The 15,999-nt window shown below is 55.0% G+C and carries 13 protein-coding genes; 6 read left to right on the forward strand and 7 right to left on the reverse strand.

The features are described 5' to 3' along the window. The first annotated feature begins 71 nt into the window (after nucleotides 1-71). On the forward strand, nucleotides 72-272 hold the full coding sequence (locus OHL14_RS00905) for a hypothetical protein (RefSeq protein ID WP_263377422.1): 201 nt from the start codon (nucleotides 72-74) through the stop codon (nucleotides 270-272). Nucleotides 273-967: 695 nt separating this feature from the next. Here OHL14_RS00905 and OHL14_RS00910 read toward each other — a convergent pair. Continuing rightward, the gene (locus tag OHL14_RS00910) at nucleotides 968-2,167 is read right to left on the reverse strand and encodes a CehA/McbA family metallohydrolase (RefSeq protein WP_263377423.1); all 1,200 of its coding nucleotides are present in this window, start codon (nucleotides 2,165-2,167) and stop codon (nucleotides 968-970) included. A gap of 79 nt (nucleotides 2,168-2,246) precedes the next feature. Then, nucleotides 2,247-5,570: a carboxypeptidase regulatory-like domain-containing protein gene (locus tag OHL14_RS00915; RefSeq protein WP_263377424.1), complete on the reverse strand. Its 3,324-nt coding sequence runs from the start codon at nucleotides 5,568-5,570 to the stop codon at nucleotides 2,247-2,249. A 282-nt stretch (nucleotides 5,571-5,852) separates the two neighbouring features. Here OHL14_RS00915 and OHL14_RS00920 point away from each other — a divergent pair, with 282 nt between their 5' ends. Beyond that, nucleotides 5,853-7,262, forward strand: coding sequence for a hypothetical protein (locus OHL14_RS00920; RefSeq protein WP_263377425.1), 1,410 nt, complete (start codon nucleotides 5,853-5,855; stop codon nucleotides 7,260-7,262). Between the two features lie 1,091 nt (nucleotides 7,263-8,353). On the opposite strand, the gene OHL14_RS00925 is transcribed toward OHL14_RS00920, so the two are convergent. The 3 genes from OHL14_RS00925 to OHL14_RS00935 are packed head-to-tail and all read right to left on the reverse strand — an operon-like array spanning nucleotide 8,354 to nucleotide 9,989. Then, on the reverse strand, nucleotides 8,354-9,175 hold the full coding sequence (locus OHL14_RS00925; protein ID WP_263377426.1) for a mechanosensitive ion channel family protein: 822 nt from the start codon (nucleotides 9,173-9,175) through the stop codon (nucleotides 8,354-8,356). Next, nucleotides 9,172-9,453 carry a hypothetical protein gene (locus tag OHL14_RS00930; RefSeq protein WP_263377427.1) on the reverse strand — a complete coding sequence of 94 codons (282 nt, stop codon included), beginning with the start codon at nucleotides 9,451-9,453 and terminating at the stop codon, nucleotides 9,172-9,174. The genes OHL14_RS00925 and OHL14_RS00930 overlap by 4 nt, the downstream gene beginning before the upstream one ends. Next, nucleotides 9,450-9,989, reverse strand: a complete 540-nt coding sequence (locus OHL14_RS00935; RefSeq protein ID WP_263377428.1) for an RNA polymerase sigma factor — start codon at nucleotides 9,987-9,989, stop codon at nucleotides 9,450-9,452. The genes OHL14_RS00930 and OHL14_RS00935 overlap by 4 nt, the downstream gene beginning before the upstream one ends. Before the next feature lie 255 nt (nucleotides 9,990-10,244). Here OHL14_RS00935 and OHL14_RS00940 point away from each other — a divergent pair, with 255 nt between their 5' ends. The 4 genes from OHL14_RS00940 (at nucleotide 10,245) to OHL14_RS00955 (ending at nucleotide 12,521) form a co-directional block, all read left to right on the forward strand. Next, nucleotides 10,245-10,520: a CsbD family protein gene (locus tag OHL14_RS00940; RefSeq protein WP_263377429.1), complete on the forward strand. Its 276-nt coding sequence runs from the start codon at nucleotides 10,245-10,247 to the stop codon at nucleotides 10,518-10,520. A 58-nt stretch (nucleotides 10,521-10,578) separates the two neighbouring features. After that, complete coding sequence (locus tag OHL14_RS00945) at nucleotides 10,579-11,448, forward strand: hypothetical protein (RefSeq protein WP_263377430.1); 870 nt, start codon at nucleotides 10,579-10,581, stop codon at nucleotides 11,446-11,448. 75 nt (nucleotides 11,449-11,523) lie between these two features. After that, the gene (locus tag OHL14_RS00950) at nucleotides 11,524-12,213 is read left to right on the forward strand and encodes a lipid-binding SYLF domain-containing protein (protein WP_263377431.1); all 690 of its coding nucleotides are present in this window, start codon (nucleotides 11,524-11,526) and stop codon (nucleotides 12,211-12,213) included. A 107-nt stretch (nucleotides 12,214-12,320) separates the two neighbouring features. Next, nucleotides 12,321-12,521, forward strand: a complete 201-nt coding sequence (locus OHL14_RS00955) for a CsbD family protein (RefSeq protein ID WP_263377432.1) — start codon at nucleotides 12,321-12,323, stop codon at nucleotides 12,519-12,521. A 405-nt stretch (nucleotides 12,522-12,926) separates the two neighbouring features. Here the strand turns inward: OHL14_RS00955 and OHL14_RS00960 are convergent, their stop codons facing one another. Then, nucleotides 12,927-15,260, reverse strand: a complete 2,334-nt coding sequence (locus OHL14_RS00960) for an alpha-L-fucosidase (RefSeq protein ID WP_263377433.1) — start codon at nucleotides 15,258-15,260, stop codon at nucleotides 12,927-12,929. 285 nt (nucleotides 15,261-15,545) lie between these two features. Beyond that, nucleotides 15,546-15,992 carry an RES family NAD+ phosphorylase gene (locus tag OHL14_RS00965; protein ID WP_263377434.1) on the reverse strand — a complete coding sequence of 149 codons (447 nt, stop codon included), beginning with the start codon at nucleotides 15,990-15,992 and terminating at the stop codon, nucleotides 15,546-15,548. Nucleotides 15,993-15,999 lie beyond the last annotated feature (7 nt).

The following is a 15,999-nucleotide window of genomic DNA, read 5'->3' on the forward strand; positions in this document are numbered from 1 at the left end:
CGCTGCAGCACTCACCTGCGCCCAAAGGCCGAGCCTCATTTCGACAGCCATGGCTATTGCATAATAAGGCGATGACTACCCTGAGATTCTTTTCGGTGATGGACGGCACCAAGGAAGTCGCGAGTGTGACGCTGCTTACCAGCGCGGCTTTAGAGTGGAATGACGATCGAGGAAGACGCATCGTGAACCAGGTTGAGCCCGATGGAGCGGATGGCTTCCGGGTGATTCGTCAGGTGACGGCCGATGAGTTACTCGGAGCTTTGCGAGGCTGACAGCCGAGGAAGCGATTTCATCTGGAGTTTTCGCGGCCCTAAGTGCGAGGTCGGTTGTAAGACTTTCTACGAGCAACGCTGTTTGAGTTCAGAGGTAGCGCTATGTGGACTCTTCATCATGCATCCGTGCGGACACGACCGGATCGCCGGCGCAGGATCCTCAAGGATGCACCATAGAGTGCGGTGCTCAAGCGACCGACGAGACTGGCGTACACCATACATGCGGCGGTTCCACCTACGAGCGGGTCGCCTTTGTCGGGCTTTCCATGGATTTGCGCTTCCGAGTTACTGTAGGAGGTCGAGACAGGCTCGTGTTGCAGGTCCTAAAAGGATCCCGCCTCCGATCACCACCCAGATTCCCCGGCGATTACCTTTTGTGAAAGCCAAGACGATTGGCAGTTATAGGACAGCAACGGGAAGTGCAAACAAGTGTCTATCCGGGAGTGTTGGAGTCATGCTAGCGCCGGCGTAGCTCCCCAGGCCCAAGCTCAAGGTAGTAGCAGCGAGGGCCATACTACCGAGCCAGACGCCTACGCGGTTCCAAGCGTCCAGTGCATAGTTCTCATTCGGCACCGCATGCATAATCTCCGCCCGGCATAAGCGTCACGACAGCCAGCCGGGGGAGGATATAGGTTCAGCATCAAAGGCCGGTGAAAGCGGGCTCCCTTGCGAGAGCCCGTGCTCTCATGATCCGGTCAGAAGTTCGGATCGAAGTTGAAGTAGATAGGGTTCGAAAGTCCGACCATGTTCCCGCTCAGTGCCATCGAACCAGGAACCTGAGGATACGGAGTGGGTGCTCCTTCGACCTCGACGCGATAGTAGGTTCGCCCGATGACCTTCGGTGTATCCGTGAACTCGACTGAGGTTGTCTTACCACCTGTAGCCTGCAGAGTCTTGAACGGATCGCCATCCTTGACAACGTGAACGGTGTAGGTTGAACCTGCCACAGTATTTCCTATCAGCTGGACGCGAAAGTTGACCGGCTTCCCTGTCGCTTTCGCGTTGTCGCCCATCATCATGTCCATTTTGCCGTCCTGATCGAGATCGGCATAGAGTTCGACGCGCGGAGCGTAGGGGTTCTCGCTCACCGCTACACGACCGTTCGTCAGGGCATCCACCACGGACTGCAGAGTGCGTTCCTTGGCATAGACCCAGGTTGTTGGCGTGCCAACGTAGTTGGCTTGGCGCTGATAGGAGTTCTTCGTCGCCTGTTCAGGAGTATCGGGAGTGCCATGGTGCGAGTCGCTGCCACCGCGGCCTGTGATCTTGCGACCCGAGGAAAGCATGTCGTCCCAGATCATGATGGCATTTGCGTTCTTCGACCAAACCGCAGAGTTCCAGACTTCGATGGAGTTGACCATATCGTATGAGAAGCCGAAGTGGTCTTTTCCGCTGGGATGATTGGCCGACAGATGCACGTCAAGCTCGTTTTTTATCGAGCCGATGACGACGTCGCGCTGATCGCGCACATCGTAGAGCCGTTGATGGTCATAGGGTCTCGCCGAGAAGATGTTTCCGTGACCGCGCGTCGTTGTCCACTCGGCGCCGTACAGCAGCAGTACGGATTTCGATTTGAACTCTGGATCAGTCCAGGTATTGTGTGCCGTGTCACCAAGTACATGATTGTCGTGATCGGTGATGCAGAGATAGTCCATTCCTACTGACTCTGCGAAGGAGATGATCTTGGCTTCGGGGTTATTGCTCGAATCCTTGCTGTGACGTGAGTGCAGATGAAGATCGCCTTTCAGCCAGACGCCATTGTTGAGGCTTGAGATAGGAGGCAAGGGGCCAACTTCAACCGGAGCCCATGGGCTTACGTGGGCCGATTGTGCATGGGTCAGAACGCTGGCGGCGAGGGCCATGGACAAACCGAGAAGGATGCTCTTGATACGCATTCGATTCCTTTCAGAGGTACGTGTTGTGCTGGGCTCCCGGCGGGGTCGACTGAGAGAACCAGCAAAGTTGCAGTAAGGATTAGAAGTTGAACTTAGCCGCAAACTCCATGGTGCGATTTTCGTTGACGGTCGATGAGATCACGCCGTTGGTAGCAGGGTTGCTGACCGCTGAACCCGGAACGCTGAAATTGGGATGGTTGAAGACATTGAAGACATCCGCACGGAGTTGCAGCTTGCACCGCTTTCCGAGTGCCGTGTTCTTCTCCAGGTTCATATCCCAGTTCTGATAGTTCGGTCCGCGCAGCATATCGTAGCCTGAGTTGCCGAACTGATAGGCCGGAGGAGCGAAGAAGGCTGCGGTATTGAACCACTCTGCATGTGTCTTGTGCGACGGGTAGATGGCTACGCCCGGGACGATATTGGCTCGACCACTCGCACCGTAAACCTGGCTACCGGGCGCGGTATAGGTCACGGAGAATGGCTGTCCGGTCTGGAAGGATGAGAAGCCAGCGACCTGCCAACCGCTGATGAGTTTGTTTTCAAAGTTGCCTGCGCGTCCGAAGAGCAGTTTATTCTGACCGAACGGAAGCTCGTAGGCGTAGCTGATCTGAAGCGTCTGAGGGGTGATGCTGGAGATGGGTCCATAGGAGTCGCCGATTTTTGTCGGGTCCTGATGGTTCTCGACGCCCAGCACGCGGATCCATTGATATTCAGCATTGATCATGAAGCCATTCCGGTATTGCTTGTGGAGGCCGATCTGCAGGGAGTTGCCGGTAGTGTGATAAATCGGGTCGAAGTTCTCAGTGACCGTTCCGAAACCCTGGAACGGCCTGCGCGACTGTTCAGTCGTCATGCCGGGGGGAGCGTAGTTGATGTCCGGCTCGGTATTGCCGGGGCCGCCGTGATTGTTCTGATGAATTGTGCGCTGACCGACGTAACCGATACGCAAGTCGACCGCGCCAGGCAGCTGCTGCTCGACAGCGAGATTCCATTGCTCGGTATACGGCGTGACTGTGGAGTGCTGCGCGTTTATGGTGGGATTGGCAGGCACGGAGGCGCTGGCGGCAAACGGCGCATTCATCGTGATGGTCGGCGTGCCCGCAGTGTTCGTGTAGTTCACGCTATTTACAAAAGGTACGTTGCTGAAGCCAGTATCCATATACGAGGAAGGAAGCAGGTTATAGAACAGGCCTACAGCGCCGCGAACTACGGTAGTTTTGTGAGCCTGGTAGGCGAAACCGAAGCGCGGAGCAACATTGTTCGAATCCTGCCCGAGGTATTTGTACATGCTCGACGGAAGATTTACCGACGGCGCGAGCACGGTATAGGGCTGATATAGCGGGTTTGTCACTGCAGGGTAAGCGTTGGCAAAGACCACGATCTTACCCACGCTAGGGACGAAGAGTGACTCCGTGCCGTAAGGATTGTCGTGGAAATGCTGCAGATCGTAACGGACGCCGTAGTTCAGCGTGAGCTTCGGCGTAAGCTTCCAGTCGTCCTGCGCATAGATGGCATACTGGCCGGAGTTGAACCGAACGACGTAGTCATGCGGCAGTGAATTTCCGGTAGCGCTGGGGTCGCCGAGCAGGAAGTCTGCGTAGGCGATCCCCGAGTATTGGCCGTTGAAGCTGAAAGATCCATGCGAACTGCTGTCTTGCCAAGAGTCGTTGTAGAGATAAGAGACGCCGGCCTTCAGCGTGTGGCGCGGCAGCACCTTAGTCACAGACGTGTTGCCCTGATAGGTCTGCTCGAGGTTCTTGGAGCCAGCCTCGGTGATACCTGTAATGTTCGTGATGGAGAGGGTAGGCGCGCCGGAGAGCAGCTGTGGTCCCAGACCAGGAATAAAAGACGAAAAGTCAGTCTTATAATTCTGCGCGGTGCGGTAGAGCGGCAAGTGCAGATAGCTGACGTAGCTGTCCATGATCAATGTAGGCGAGAACGTATGGGTCCAGCCGACGACGAAAATGGAGTTATGCTCACCGTCCTGCGCCACGCCGCCAGCGAGGCTGGAAGTGCCGACATCCGAAAAGGGACCATAAAACGCACGCAGCCATGTGAAGCGGATTTGATCGCGGTCGCTGACCTTGTGATCGATGCGAAGATTGAAGCGGCTGACGTCGGTGGTGTGCGGAATCAACTCCTGAGTCGCCGCGCCGACAACCTGCGTCTGCGAGGCCGGCATCAGCATATTCTGTAGCTGGACATCAACCGCATTGAAAGGCACGTTGATTTTGTTGCCCGGGAAGGCTGCGCCGGTGAGCGGGTTCTTGAGGATGACCGCAGGCTGTGCCGGGGAGACGCAGCTGCCACCCGGAAGGAAGCAACTGAAGTCACCGGCGCGCTCTGCAACCGTGGGCTGAATACTGCTTACTGAGTTGGATTGCGTAAGGTGAAAACCTTCATAGCTCGCGAAAAAGAATGTGCGGTCTTTGCCGTTGTAAAGGTGCGGGATATAGATGGGGCCGTTCAGATTGCCGCTATACTCGTTACGCTGATAGGGTGCGCGCGCCGGAGCGGCAGCGTGCGTGCCGTTGAACCACTGCTTAGCGGCTGTACCGCGGCCACGGTTGAACTCGAGTATCTCACCGTGCAGTGCGTTGCCGCCGCTGGCGCTCACCACGATCACCTGATTGGGCTGGTTGAACTCCGCGGGAGCGCCCTGTGTGATGACTTTGAACTGAGAGATAGAGTCAAGTGGCGGAACTTCCCCTTCACCGCGCTGTAGCTCTACTTCTTCGTTCGTCACACCGTCGAAGGTGAAGCCAGCATCACCATAGGAGTTGCGCTGATTAGTGCCGAAGGCCAGCGTGACACCGCGCACGGGAACTTGGTCCTGCGCGGCGACGTCCTGTACGCCAGGAACGAGATTGATGAGGCCAAGAATGCTAACGTGTCCGTTTAGTGGAGTGTTCTGTATGGTCGCGCTCTCAACAACGAGTCCAACGGAGGAGGTCTCTGTCTGGATGACCGAAGCGTCGCTCGTCACGTCTACGATCTGCTGATCGGAACCTATAGTGAGTCGGGCGTTGACCTGCTCCACCTGATCGATCGCCAGCGTGATATCCCTCTGCTCAAAGCCTGTGAAGCCGGGCGCATCCACATGCACGCTGTACCTGCCGGGATTCAGTTGGGGTTCGCGGTAGGTTCCTGCATCTGAGGTCTTCAGCAAATGGTTGATGCCAGTACTGATCTCCTGAACAGTGACTGTAGCTCCACTGATGGGAGTTCCGCTGGGGTCGGTAACTGTGCCGGCGATCGAGCCGGTGATACCCTGACCGAACGACGCGCCGACGGCGATAAACGCCAGAACGAACATCGTTAGCGCCCATTGCAGAATCAGTCTGCTCGCTGATGCACTGTCGCGCATCCCCACTGGCGGCTTCTCAAAAAGAAAAGTATTCATAATCTCCCTCTTTACGTCCGGGCGCGGATGTGGCGCGCATTGAGTCGTCCCGGTGTCGTGGTTGTCCCGAGTATTGGGGCCACGGAAGAAGCGCGGTAGGGGTTTTTCTTGTGTTCGAGCTTGCGAACACGGCAAATCGCCGAAAAGAATAACAAAATCAGCAGCAGTCATATTTCAGCAACGTCAATGAACACAGGGGTGCAAACGAAGGTGTACACATGGATTTATAGAGTATTCATCAAGGCGCTTTAGACTTTGACTCACTGGAAGTACTCGCAACTCATGCCAACTTTGGAGACACCTCAAGAAACCGGTCCTAGATTTTCTCGACGGTCGCATGATTTTGAGGGGTCGATCAATCTCGTCGAGGCGGACGATCTTCGTTGGCAACTCGCTCTGCGCATTGCAGCAAGCGGGTCTCTCGGTCGCTCAGGCCTGCTCTCGGATTTTCTGCTCTACATCGTTGACCGTTCTATCCGGGGTCTAGCTAGCGAGATCACCGAACAACGGATAGGCGTGGTCGTCTTCGGAAGGGCCAGGGACTACGATCCGAACGATGACAACATTGTCCGCAGCTACGCGCGAAAGCTCCGCAAGCGCATCGACGACTACTTCGCTGTTGAAGGTTCTGAAGAGACGCTGCGACTCGATATCCCACGCGGCGGCTACTCGCCGACCTTCTCGGAGTGTGCGCGGAATATCGAGCCGGGATCTCCTTCCGACACGAGGGAGGAGATTGCCCCACTTGATCTGACCGAGGCGATCTCCGCAAATGCGGGTCTCCCCAGGAAGGAGAGTCGTTCCTTCCTCTGCAGCCGGAGGCTTGCAGATAAAAAGAGCATGCTGACGACACTCCTCGCCGTGCTGGCAGGCCTCGGGCTTGGCATCGGGCTCATGCTTTTTCGCCCCGCGCGGCTGCCGTTTGTTCGGGAAGAGGCAACGACCAGTCTCCTGTGGAAGCAGCTCTTTAGCAGCAGCCGTGACACGTTCGTTGTCCCTTCGGATGCCGGATTGGTGATTATGCAGAGATTGGTAGAGCGGCCTGTACCTCTTACTGCATACATTAGCGGTAGTTATAGGACTAAGCTCAAGGCCGAGAACCTTCCTGATGCCGATGAGATATTGAAGCTGAGCGCGCGTCGCTACACGAACGTAGTCGACCTAGATTTTGCGACTCGTCTGGGACAGATGCGAGAAGTGGTTCCTGAGCGAATGATGGTTCGCTACGCACGGGAGCTGAGAATGGATGATCTCCGCACCGGAAATGTCATCCTCATGGGATCGGATGAATCGAACCCGTGGATTCAGCTCTTCGATTCTCAGCTACCACTGCGCTTTCGATATGAAGCGGATACAGACAAACCCTCGGGATTTGTGAACCTACACCCTCTTACTGGCGAAGCTGCAATTTACAGCACCAAAGGACAGGAAGATCGGACTTACGGCATCATCGCTTACCTGCCCAACCTTGCCGATAGCGGCCATGTTCTTATTGTTGCGGGTCTCAACACCGCTGGTACGCAGGCCGCGGCTTCCTACCTGATGGATTCAAGTCTCATGAAGCCGGCTTTGGAGAGAGCGCGAAATCCGCATGGCGAGCTTCAGCCGTTCGAGCTGCTCGTGAGCGCAGGGAATGTGGCAACAAATTCTTTGACTCCCCATCTTGTTATTCAACGGGTTGGCTTGCGTTAGAACTCCCCGCGACTGAGGATACTGCCGAACATGCTAGATCCAGGCAAGACAACGTCTGGTTGTAGCGTTTCATATTTGAAATTCCTGATCCGTACGGCAACTTGCAGGCCAACAATCAGTGATTCGGACTCTTCGCGCCAAATACGATTTCTCTATCTGAAATTGGCGGTAACAGCCTTGTCCTCAAAATCACTCCCAAACCGTAACTCGAAGACTGAAGGTACGTGCCGCATTGCAATAGCGATCTCTGGATCGGCGATCAGCTCCTCATACGATCCGTAAGCGCTACGAATACTGAGAGAATTAGCGGCTTCCCGAGCTCTGCCGAAGTCGCGCGAGCCGATGGCAGTCACGGAACAGAATTGACATAGCTGCATGGCCGGAATCACCTTCGTGATCCCGATGGCAGCCGTACTGAGAACTCCCCAACGAAGCTTTTCGATCCTGAAGGCATAATACTGCGGGCGCTGTAGGAATGAGGTTCGATGCCAACACGTCGAGCGACATCCCAGTTCAATCGGGTGACGCAGCGTCGGATCCGAAGTTTAAGCAGCTGATTCGAGATGCGGTCTAAAACGGCAGCCTGAGTGTCGATGACCGCGTGGTTCCTGCACGTTTGCTCGTTGAACGGGGCCACCCGTCCCTGCCTCAGACCAACGAGGATATCGATAAATGATAGGTTCAGCTCGTAGAAGGCGCTAAGTCGATGGCTCTCAAAGTAGAGGGCACATCAACCTTGGGCGCAAACGCGACAGGTTTCGGCAGCTTCTTCTCTCCGCTGTTTAGCCCTCGCAGTGACCGTTGCGGCCGGTATCTTTCGAGCTTCTCCGAACTTTCGGTCTGTCTCTAACGAATCTTGCCCTAAGCTTACCGCTTTTTCAGCGGACCCGAATAGTAATTGGCGAAGCAAGATCTTGTCTTCAGGTCGCAGGAATTTGAACGGCAACACGCCGTTCACGGACGCAATCAAAGCGCGAGCTTGGAGCCGTGAATCGAGATCTTCATCTCTCCACAATGCCGTTTATGGAAGTCAAATCTTGCGGCCATGCGATCGCATTCAATGATGCCTTCGTTTTACAATCCACACGACCTTACTCCACGACATTTTCCATCAACACCGAGTTCGGAACCGTCACGATGCGTCCGTTGCTATCGACCGTTGTTCCAACTGAATTGACAGCTACGATCTTGCCCTGCACACCTTGCACATCAATCTCTCTTCCTTCAGGGAAATGATCCCGAATGAAGGCACCTGCAAGAATATTCGCCACGACTGCTTTACTTCCTGTTCCGAATGCGAGTGCTGAAGCTGCACCAACGGACAACAGGATCACAGCAAAGATCACAGTCAGGATAGCGGTCTGAACACCCAACTGGGCCAACGTGATGATGATGACGATTAACGCGATGAAATACCGCACGATTGCGCCAAGCGCTTCGGCATATTCGAGATCGGCGGCCTTTGCCGTCCGCGTTACAGAAGCGGCAAACAACCGTGCAAACGATAGTCCAAGCACCAAGATCAAGGCTGCAGCCAGTATGGACGGAAGAAAGCCCAGAAGGCGAACCACCAAATGTGAAAGATAAGTAAGTCTCAACGCCTCCGTCAGAGGCTCGAGCATCAGGAGCAGAATGAGCCAGAAGGTGAAGCTGCTCGCGATCGAGGACAGAGGCGTATCGATCCCTATGTCACTCAGCGTTCTGCGCAGACCGCGCCTATCAGACAGTGTGTCTAACTTAAGCGAGCTAAAGATTCGTCGGGTAAGGATTGAGATAACGATCGCCACACCCCATCCGAGGAACAGGATAAGGATGGCACTCAAGAGGTTCGGCAGAAACCCGAGTATCCGTTGGAGTGAAACCAACAGTGTTGAATGTAGGATCGCCGAAAAGTTTTGCAAAAAGTTATTCATGGTCTCCCTTCCTTGCTCTTGTTCAGTGAATGACGATAGCGGCTCGACAGATGTTCTTCGGGAGCTGCAAGAGGTACTTTGGTGTGCTTGAACAGAAGCTTTAACATGGTATTCAGGACGATCCAGAACCCATAAAACTGCCGTTCCAGTACGTAACGGGTTCCGACCACCAAGGACGCTCGCTTCCGAAAACGATCGAGCGTATCTGAGGGAGCGTCGAGCCGCAACGCTTCCATGCCCTCCGGAATCTCTGCGTTCTCTTCCGCACGTCCTGTCATAAAGACTCCTTATATTTTCCCTTGAAGACTTCGCGTGCGCGAAGAAGCCGCATTTTTACGGCGCTGCTGCTGAGACCGAGGATTTGAGCGATCTCCTTAATCTCTAGCTCCGTGAGGTATTTCATAATCAACACGGCGCGATCCTCGTCACTAAGACGATCGAGAGCTGCTTGCGCGCGCCCATCTTTCTGTGAAGGTAACGTACGTGGATCGGGTGGGTCACTGGCTAGCTCCTCATCTCTTCCTGTTGCGCGCCTCTTCTTGGCGAGAGCGTTAAGGCAGTGGTTATAGACCACACGGTAAAGCCACGTGGAGAAAGAGGACCTGCCATCAAAGCTATTGATGCTGAGAAACAGGCGTAGCAAGATCTCCTGCAAGAGGTCTTCAGCATCGGCCGCATTGCGTGCCATGCGATAACAGAGTGTGTAGATTTTGCTTTGATACGCACGCACAAGCTCCTCAAACGCCTGATGGCCCCGCGGAAGTTCGCGTTTGCAGCGAGCGACCAATGCTAGATCTTCTTGAGGGGTATTCATGGGTCAAAGCGCTGTGGGTGGATAGACACCTTCATTCTACGGGTAAGCACGTTCTCCCCTCCTTTCGTTAGCGCTCATCGACTCGGCTTTTTCCTCGTCACTCTGTAGACAAATATCCTCTGACGGCAAGTCACACTTTTGCTTAAATTTTTTTCGCGACTTGTGACTTCTGCCCCTTGCCTTGCTGTCTCAGGGTGTGACGGAAGAGAAATGCTTCTCCGCCTCAAGAACGAGCACAACGTAGGAGGAAGTCAAATGAAGAAGATCGCCTTAGCATCTGCCGCAATTGGATTTGTGGTTTGGCTGGTGATTCGTAATGAGCAGAATCCGTCACGTGCGCTGAGCTGGTCGAAGCGGCAGAAACTAGCCGGCACGTTGGACCTTCTCAAAGGCACCGTGAAGCGAACTAAGGGTCGCATTGTGGGAGATCGCTCCCTCATCGCCAGTGGCATCTTTGACCAAGCCAAGGGCATCCTGAAGCGGGGTGTCGGCAAGACTGTTGAGTCAGCAAAGGATGCAATCCATGTCTGAATCTTTCAACACTTTACCAGCTACGCCCTACGGGGCTACGTCTCACGGAGAACCTCCCATGCGTGAAATCATCGAAATACAGGACGAACTTCCACTAAGGCAAAGGTTGGCAGGATTTCGCTCGCTATCCTGGAGCGGAATCATCGCCGGCGTGCTCGCCGCCATTTCAGTGCAGTTGTTGCTCAATCTGCTCGGTATCGGAATCGGCGCCGGGTCGATTGATGCGGTACACGGCGATCAGCCAGGCCAGGGAATGGCAGTCGGCGTGCTCGTCTGGTTTGTTCTTTCCTGGATCGTATCACTGGCTATCGGAGCATGGACAGCCTGCCAATTCTCTTCCTATGGTGATCGTCGAACCGGCGCTCTTCAGGGCTTTATGGTATGGGCTGTCGCGTCGATCGTGATTGTCTACCTGCTTAGCACCGCGGCCGGAAATCTGATCGGCGGAACAGCTTCTGTAATCGGCCGAACGGCTTCCCTTCTGGGTGCTGGGGCCAAGTCAACCGCACCAAGCGTGGCAGGGATGGTCTCTCGTGCGACGGGCATTACGTCGAGCGATATCTCAGCCCAAGCGGGCGACGTGGCATCGGATCCGAAGTTCCAGCAGGTGATTGGCGATGCGGTTCAGAACGGCAGCCTGAGTGTCGATGACCGTGAGGCTCTTGCGAGCTTGCTCGTTGAAAGAGGTCACATGTCCTTGGCTCAGGCAAACACGGATATCGATAAGTGGCAGGTCCAGATCGTAGATGGCGCCCAGTCTGCCAAGTCGACTGTTCTCAAAGTAGAGGACAAAGCTGCCTCGGGCGTTTCCGCTACAGGCTTCGGAAGCTTCTTCTCTTTGCTGCTTGGCCTCGTTGCAGCAGTTGTGGGCGGCATCTTTGGAGCTTCTCCGAAGTTTCGGCCTGCCTCCGAGCGGGTCTTGTCCTAAACCAACCGCTTTGTGATCGTTTTCTCTGTGAACCTCAGCGAAACGATTGTGTACGAACCAACCAGGAGAACCGCCATGAAAACAAGTATTGTGTTGCTTGCTGCTCTATCCATAAGTGCTTTGCAAGCGACAGCTCAAACCGACACCGACACTGCAAAACTTGAAACGAGACTTGAGGCTGCCAACGACGTGCTTCACGACCTGATGGCAACGCCTGACAAGGGCATTCCCTTGCGCATTGCCGCCAAGGCAGAGTGTGTTGCCGTCATTCCAGGTTTCAAGAAGGGAGCCTTCCTCGTCGGAGCGCAGTACGGTCAGGGCATAGCTACCTGCCGGACGCCCAAAGGCTGGAGCGCGCCAGTGTTCATTCAGATGACCGGTGCGAGCTTTGGATTGCAGGCTGGAGGCCAGTCCACGGACCTCGTTCTTGTAGGTGTCAATCGCCGCAGCCTTAACGACCTTCTTCACGACAAGGTAAAGCTCGGCGGGGATATCGCAGTCGCGGCCGGGCCAGTAGGCCGCGATTCTCAGGCCGCAACCACGGAGCTTGCGAACTCGGAGTTTTATACATATTCCCGCAGTCGCGGCGTCTTTGCGGGTGTTGATCTCACTGGCGACGTCGTCAACCAGAACATCAACGATACAAAAACGTTCTATGGCAAGGACATTCCGTTTGGCACCATCTTGAAAGGCAGCACCCCCACTCCGAAATCGGCCAGCCCCTTGATCCGTAGCGTCGCGCAGCTCTTCCGGCGTAAGGCTTGATCGGGTACCAGAGCACGGATCAACCTGCGGTTGGCTCGAGACTGTTCTATCGCTCGGAGTCCACACCCGCGTTCAATAGGCGTTTTGCAAACAAAGGAGGACATACCATGAATGAAGACACCATAAAGGGCAACGTTGATAAAGTAACCGGCAAGATCAAAGAGGCCGTCGGCCATCTCACCAACAACAAAGATCTTGAGGCGAAGGGCAAGCTGGACCAAGTCAGGGGTTCGGCAGAAGAAGCCGTTGGCCGCGCAAAGGATGCAAGCAAGGACATTGGCAAAACTATAGACAAGCAAGCTCGCTAACGATTTCCCCCTCTTATCGACAAGTACTTGTTCGACAAGAGGGGGAATCGCTTTTTGGTGGGCGGTCTGCCTCAGTTCTTCCTCATGAGAGTCTCACGTTCATCTTTGGTGATAGATGGACACTGGTGCCGAACCCGTTCTCAAGTGGCATATACGAAGCTGAGAGATTCTGATTTCTTCTCTTGAAGGCCTCGGCTGCATTCTCAAACAATCCCGCTAGACTGTTTTTCGCGGCAGAGTGCGAGACCTGTGCAGATCTCGAAATCAATGTGTTCGATTTAATAGAGTCTTGGCCCGATAGCATCGCTTCCTCGAGCGTGATAGCGGCTAACTTGGCAAGACCAATGAGACGTCTTGGAGATGCACTTGTCGTGCTTCAGCTAGGACAACGCATCGGCACAGATTTCATTGCTCCGGAGACCTGGAGTTGGATGACGAAATGACCGAAATCTCGGCAGCCCTTACTTCTCCGCGACCTTGGATGTCACTCTGAGCTACAAACCGAAAGTATCGAGCGTCTGTCGGAGCAAACCGCACCTTCTGCAGCTCAGGATTGTTCGAGATGTTTGCGAAACGTCCGGATGCAACTGCTGAGTTCCACGTCTTGCCGTCAAGACTTGTATCGAAGCGGTACCTTTCGACAATTCCGGAACGGCTGCGGTCTAGACGAGGAAGATAGGTGAAGCCGGAGATCCGGTGCACCGATTGCATGTCGACCTCGATCTGCGGAGTTCCACCTGCCTCGCTCGCGGACTCCCAGAAGGATTCCGAATCTCCATCGATCGCTTGGCTGCCAGAATGATGTGGTGACTCGCTCGAAACGTTGACGATCTTCCAGCCGATCGGGGACAACCCGGGCATATCATTTAGCGCCAGCATTCCCAGCCGTCCGTCTGCATCAATGCACGCTGCCAAAACTTTGCCACCGTTCGGTAGAGGTAGGGGGGAATAGTAGACGGACGATTGCGCCGTGGGCACGGTCCCATCCAAGGTGTAGACAATAGGAAGTCCGTTCGGACTGCTGATGCTGACATCCCCGCGAGCATCCCTATCTCGAATCGTCGGAGCTGGAACGAGTGCAGCCTGCTTGAAGAGCCCGACTTCTGCCAGAGTGGGCTCCGCTCGGGAACCCGTAATGCGAATACGCACTTCATCTGTCGTCTCCGGAGAATCCAATCGCAGGAGCCGCTTGTGACCGATCGTTGTCTGCTCCTCCACCTGCTTCCACTGTGTCCCGTGCTTCACGTCAACCGCAAAGGAATCAATTCGCTGGCTGCGATGATCGACGGCCTCCTGCAGGGAGATCACATCAAAGGTGACCCGATGCGGAAGCTTCATCATGAGCGTGGCTGTGCTGTGACCAGATGCAGCCTCCCACCAGCTGTCCAGATTGCCATCAAGAGCATTCGAAGGCGAGTGCATCTTCTGGCTTGAATCAGCCGTTAGTCGGGCGCCATTCGCGAGGTTCTTCGCAAAGGTTTCAGTCACTATCTGATTCATGAGTCGAACGTTGGCGACCTGCAACTCTGGGATAAGGCCACGATTGTCCGGCGACAAGTTGAGGAGCCAATTGCTGTTGCGACCGACGGATTGATAGTAGATATCGATAAGCTCCGAAGCCGTTCGTGCACTCTTGTCCTCTGCCCAGAACCAGCCGTGCAGAATCGGCACATTCGTCTCTGCCGGATACCACCACAAATACGAACCCGGGACTAGTTTCGAACGGCTGCCCAGATCCTGCCCCGTCATGTCGGGCCACCGAAACTGATCGGGCGGCGTGGGAAGAGGAATCACACTCCACTCCGTCGTCCGCCCGACACCGCCCTCGTTGCCGACCCAACGACCATCGGGGCCTTTACCGAAGATGATCGCATGAGGCTGCAAATGGCGGATCATGTCGTACCAGGCATTGTAGTCGTACGTCTCATGGACACTCGGGTCGGGGTTTGCGCCATCGAACCATACCTCATCGATGCGGCCGTATTCCGTCAATAGTTCGTAGAGCTCGTTGAGGAAGTAGCGGTTGTAGTCATCGACCTGATACGTGAAATGACCGAAACCATAAGACGGCGCCCGCCCCTTGGATGGATCAGATTTGAAGGTGGTCGGCTCCGTCGGAATCACCGACGCCAGTTTTTGGCTTCCGTTGCCGTAATAACCCTTAAGGTTCGTGGGATTCGTCGTCAGCTGATAGAGGTCAGCCGGCGAAAGATACACGCCAAGCTTAATGTTGTACTTCTTTGCCGCAGCAGCCACGTCGCGAACGAGATTTCCTTTTCCAGCCTCCCAGGAACTGAACGCAATCGAATGATCGGAGTAACGGGTCGGCCACAGATTCAAGCCGTCATGGTGCTTGCATACTAGAATCACCATCTTGCCTCCGCCGTCTCTCACGGTGCGCATCCACTGATCCGCATCGAACTGCGTTGGATTGAAGACAGAAGGACTCTCATGACCATTGCCCCACTCCACACCGCGAAAGGTGTTCGGGCCGAAGTGGATAAAAAACGTACGCTCAAGGCGCATCCAGTCTGTCTGGTTCTGGCGAGGCAGCACCCGTGATGCCTTCTCCGTGACCACCTCACTCGAATCGCTAGGCAGGATCTGCTGCAAGTTGGAATAGCTGACGCCCGAGACCGGTCTATCCCCTCCGTCTTTTTCCTGTCCTCCCGCCGGAGACGAAATGAAAGTGAAGGCAGTCAGCACGGCGACGGTCGCGATTACGTGGGCGAATTCCATAGGTTCAGCATCTCCAAATTGGTGTTGCTAGGGGTTGAGACTAGTAGCGTCAACGCCGGGTCGGGTCCGTGCCCGAACTGCTGGCAAGCTCACGACCCTGAACCCAGCCCGCGAACCTGCAAGGCATCTGGAACTCCGATTTGCGTCCCACAGGGCTCTACCGGCGTTGAAAAGAGGAGATGATGCGTTTTTCAAAGCCATCCCCACATTCTTCCCCAAGCGTGGAAGAATTCGGATTTTGATCCGCTATCACTTCTCCGCACCCTTGGACAAGACTAAATCCGCTCAGAATAAGCGAGAGTCGAAAGCGTGCTCGTACATGGCAGCGATCTTGAGAGCTTTGGCTTCGGGATGCCGCGGATTCACCAACACGTTCCACGTCTCCGGCACGAGAACGCTTGGAACCTGCAAGAACAACGAGCGCCCTTCCGTGAGCCAGCGATCCCCAACAATTTGAGTGATACTCAACTCCTCCGCCCAGTCAAAGGGCAAGGATGTCAGTGCGATTTTTTCTACGGAGAATGAGTTCGGTCCTCCGATCCTCAGCACCCGGAAACGTTCAGGACGATCTTCTGAATCGATCTCCATATGGACGAGCGTCTCAAGCAAGGCGGTAGCAGGATTCAGTGTGCAGTAGACGACGGGATGACCTTTCGTGTGCCACCGCCCCGATACATATAAGCCGCCAATTCCGTCCAAGGTCTCGTAATTGCTGACTCGCCATAGGATCATGGGATGA

The organism is Granulicella paludicola, assembly GCF_025685545.1.
Lineage (GTDB): Bacteria > Acidobacteriota > Terriglobia > Terriglobales > Acidobacteriaceae > Granulicella > Granulicella paludicola.

Coding starts and splice junctions, on each gene's coding strand:
- OHL14_RS00910 (WP_263377423.1), bottom strand. CDS start 2,167: ATGCGTATCAAGAGCATCCTTCTCGGTTTGTCCATGGCCCTCGCCGCC.
- OHL14_RS00960 (WP_263377433.1), bottom strand. CDS start 15,260: ATGGAATTCGCCCACGTAATCGCGACCGTCGCCGTGCTGACTGCCTTC.
- OHL14_RS00930 (WP_263377427.1), bottom strand. CDS start 9,453: ATGACAGGACGTGCGGAAGAGAACGCAGAGATTCCGGAGGGCATGGAA.
- OHL14_RS00940 (WP_263377429.1), top strand. CDS start 10,245: ATGAAGAAGATCGCCTTAGCATCTGCCGCAATTGGATTTGTGGTTTGG.
- OHL14_RS00950 (WP_263377431.1), top strand. CDS start 11,524: ATGAAAACAAGTATTGTGTTGCTTGCTGCTCTATCCATAAGTGCTTTG.
- OHL14_RS00955 (WP_263377432.1), top strand. CDS start 12,321: ATGAATGAAGACACCATAAAGGGCAACGTTGATAAAGTAACCGGCAAG.
- OHL14_RS00925 (WP_263377426.1), bottom strand. CDS start 9,175: ATGAATAACTTTTTGCAAAACTTTTCGGCGATCCTACATTCAACACTG.
- OHL14_RS00935 (WP_263377428.1), bottom strand. CDS start 9,989: ATGAATACCCCTCAAGAAGATCTAGCATTGGTCGCTCGCTGCAAACGC.
- OHL14_RS00920 (WP_263377425.1), top strand. CDS start 5,853: ATGCCAACTTTGGAGACACCTCAAGAAACCGGTCCTAGATTTTCTCGA.
- OHL14_RS00905 (WP_263377422.1), top strand. CDS start 72: ATGACTACCCTGAGATTCTTTTCGGTGATGGACGGCACCAAGGAAGTC.
- OHL14_RS00915 (WP_263377424.1), bottom strand. CDS start 5,570: ATGAATACTTTTCTTTTTGAGAAGCCGCCAGTGGGGATGCGCGACAGT.
- OHL14_RS00945 (WP_263377430.1), top strand. CDS start 10,579: ATGCGTGAAATCATCGAAATACAGGACGAACTTCCACTAAGGCAAAGG.
- OHL14_RS00965 (WP_263377434.1), bottom strand. CDS start 15,992: ATGATCCTATGGCGAGTCAGCAATTACGAGACCTTGGACGGAATTGGC.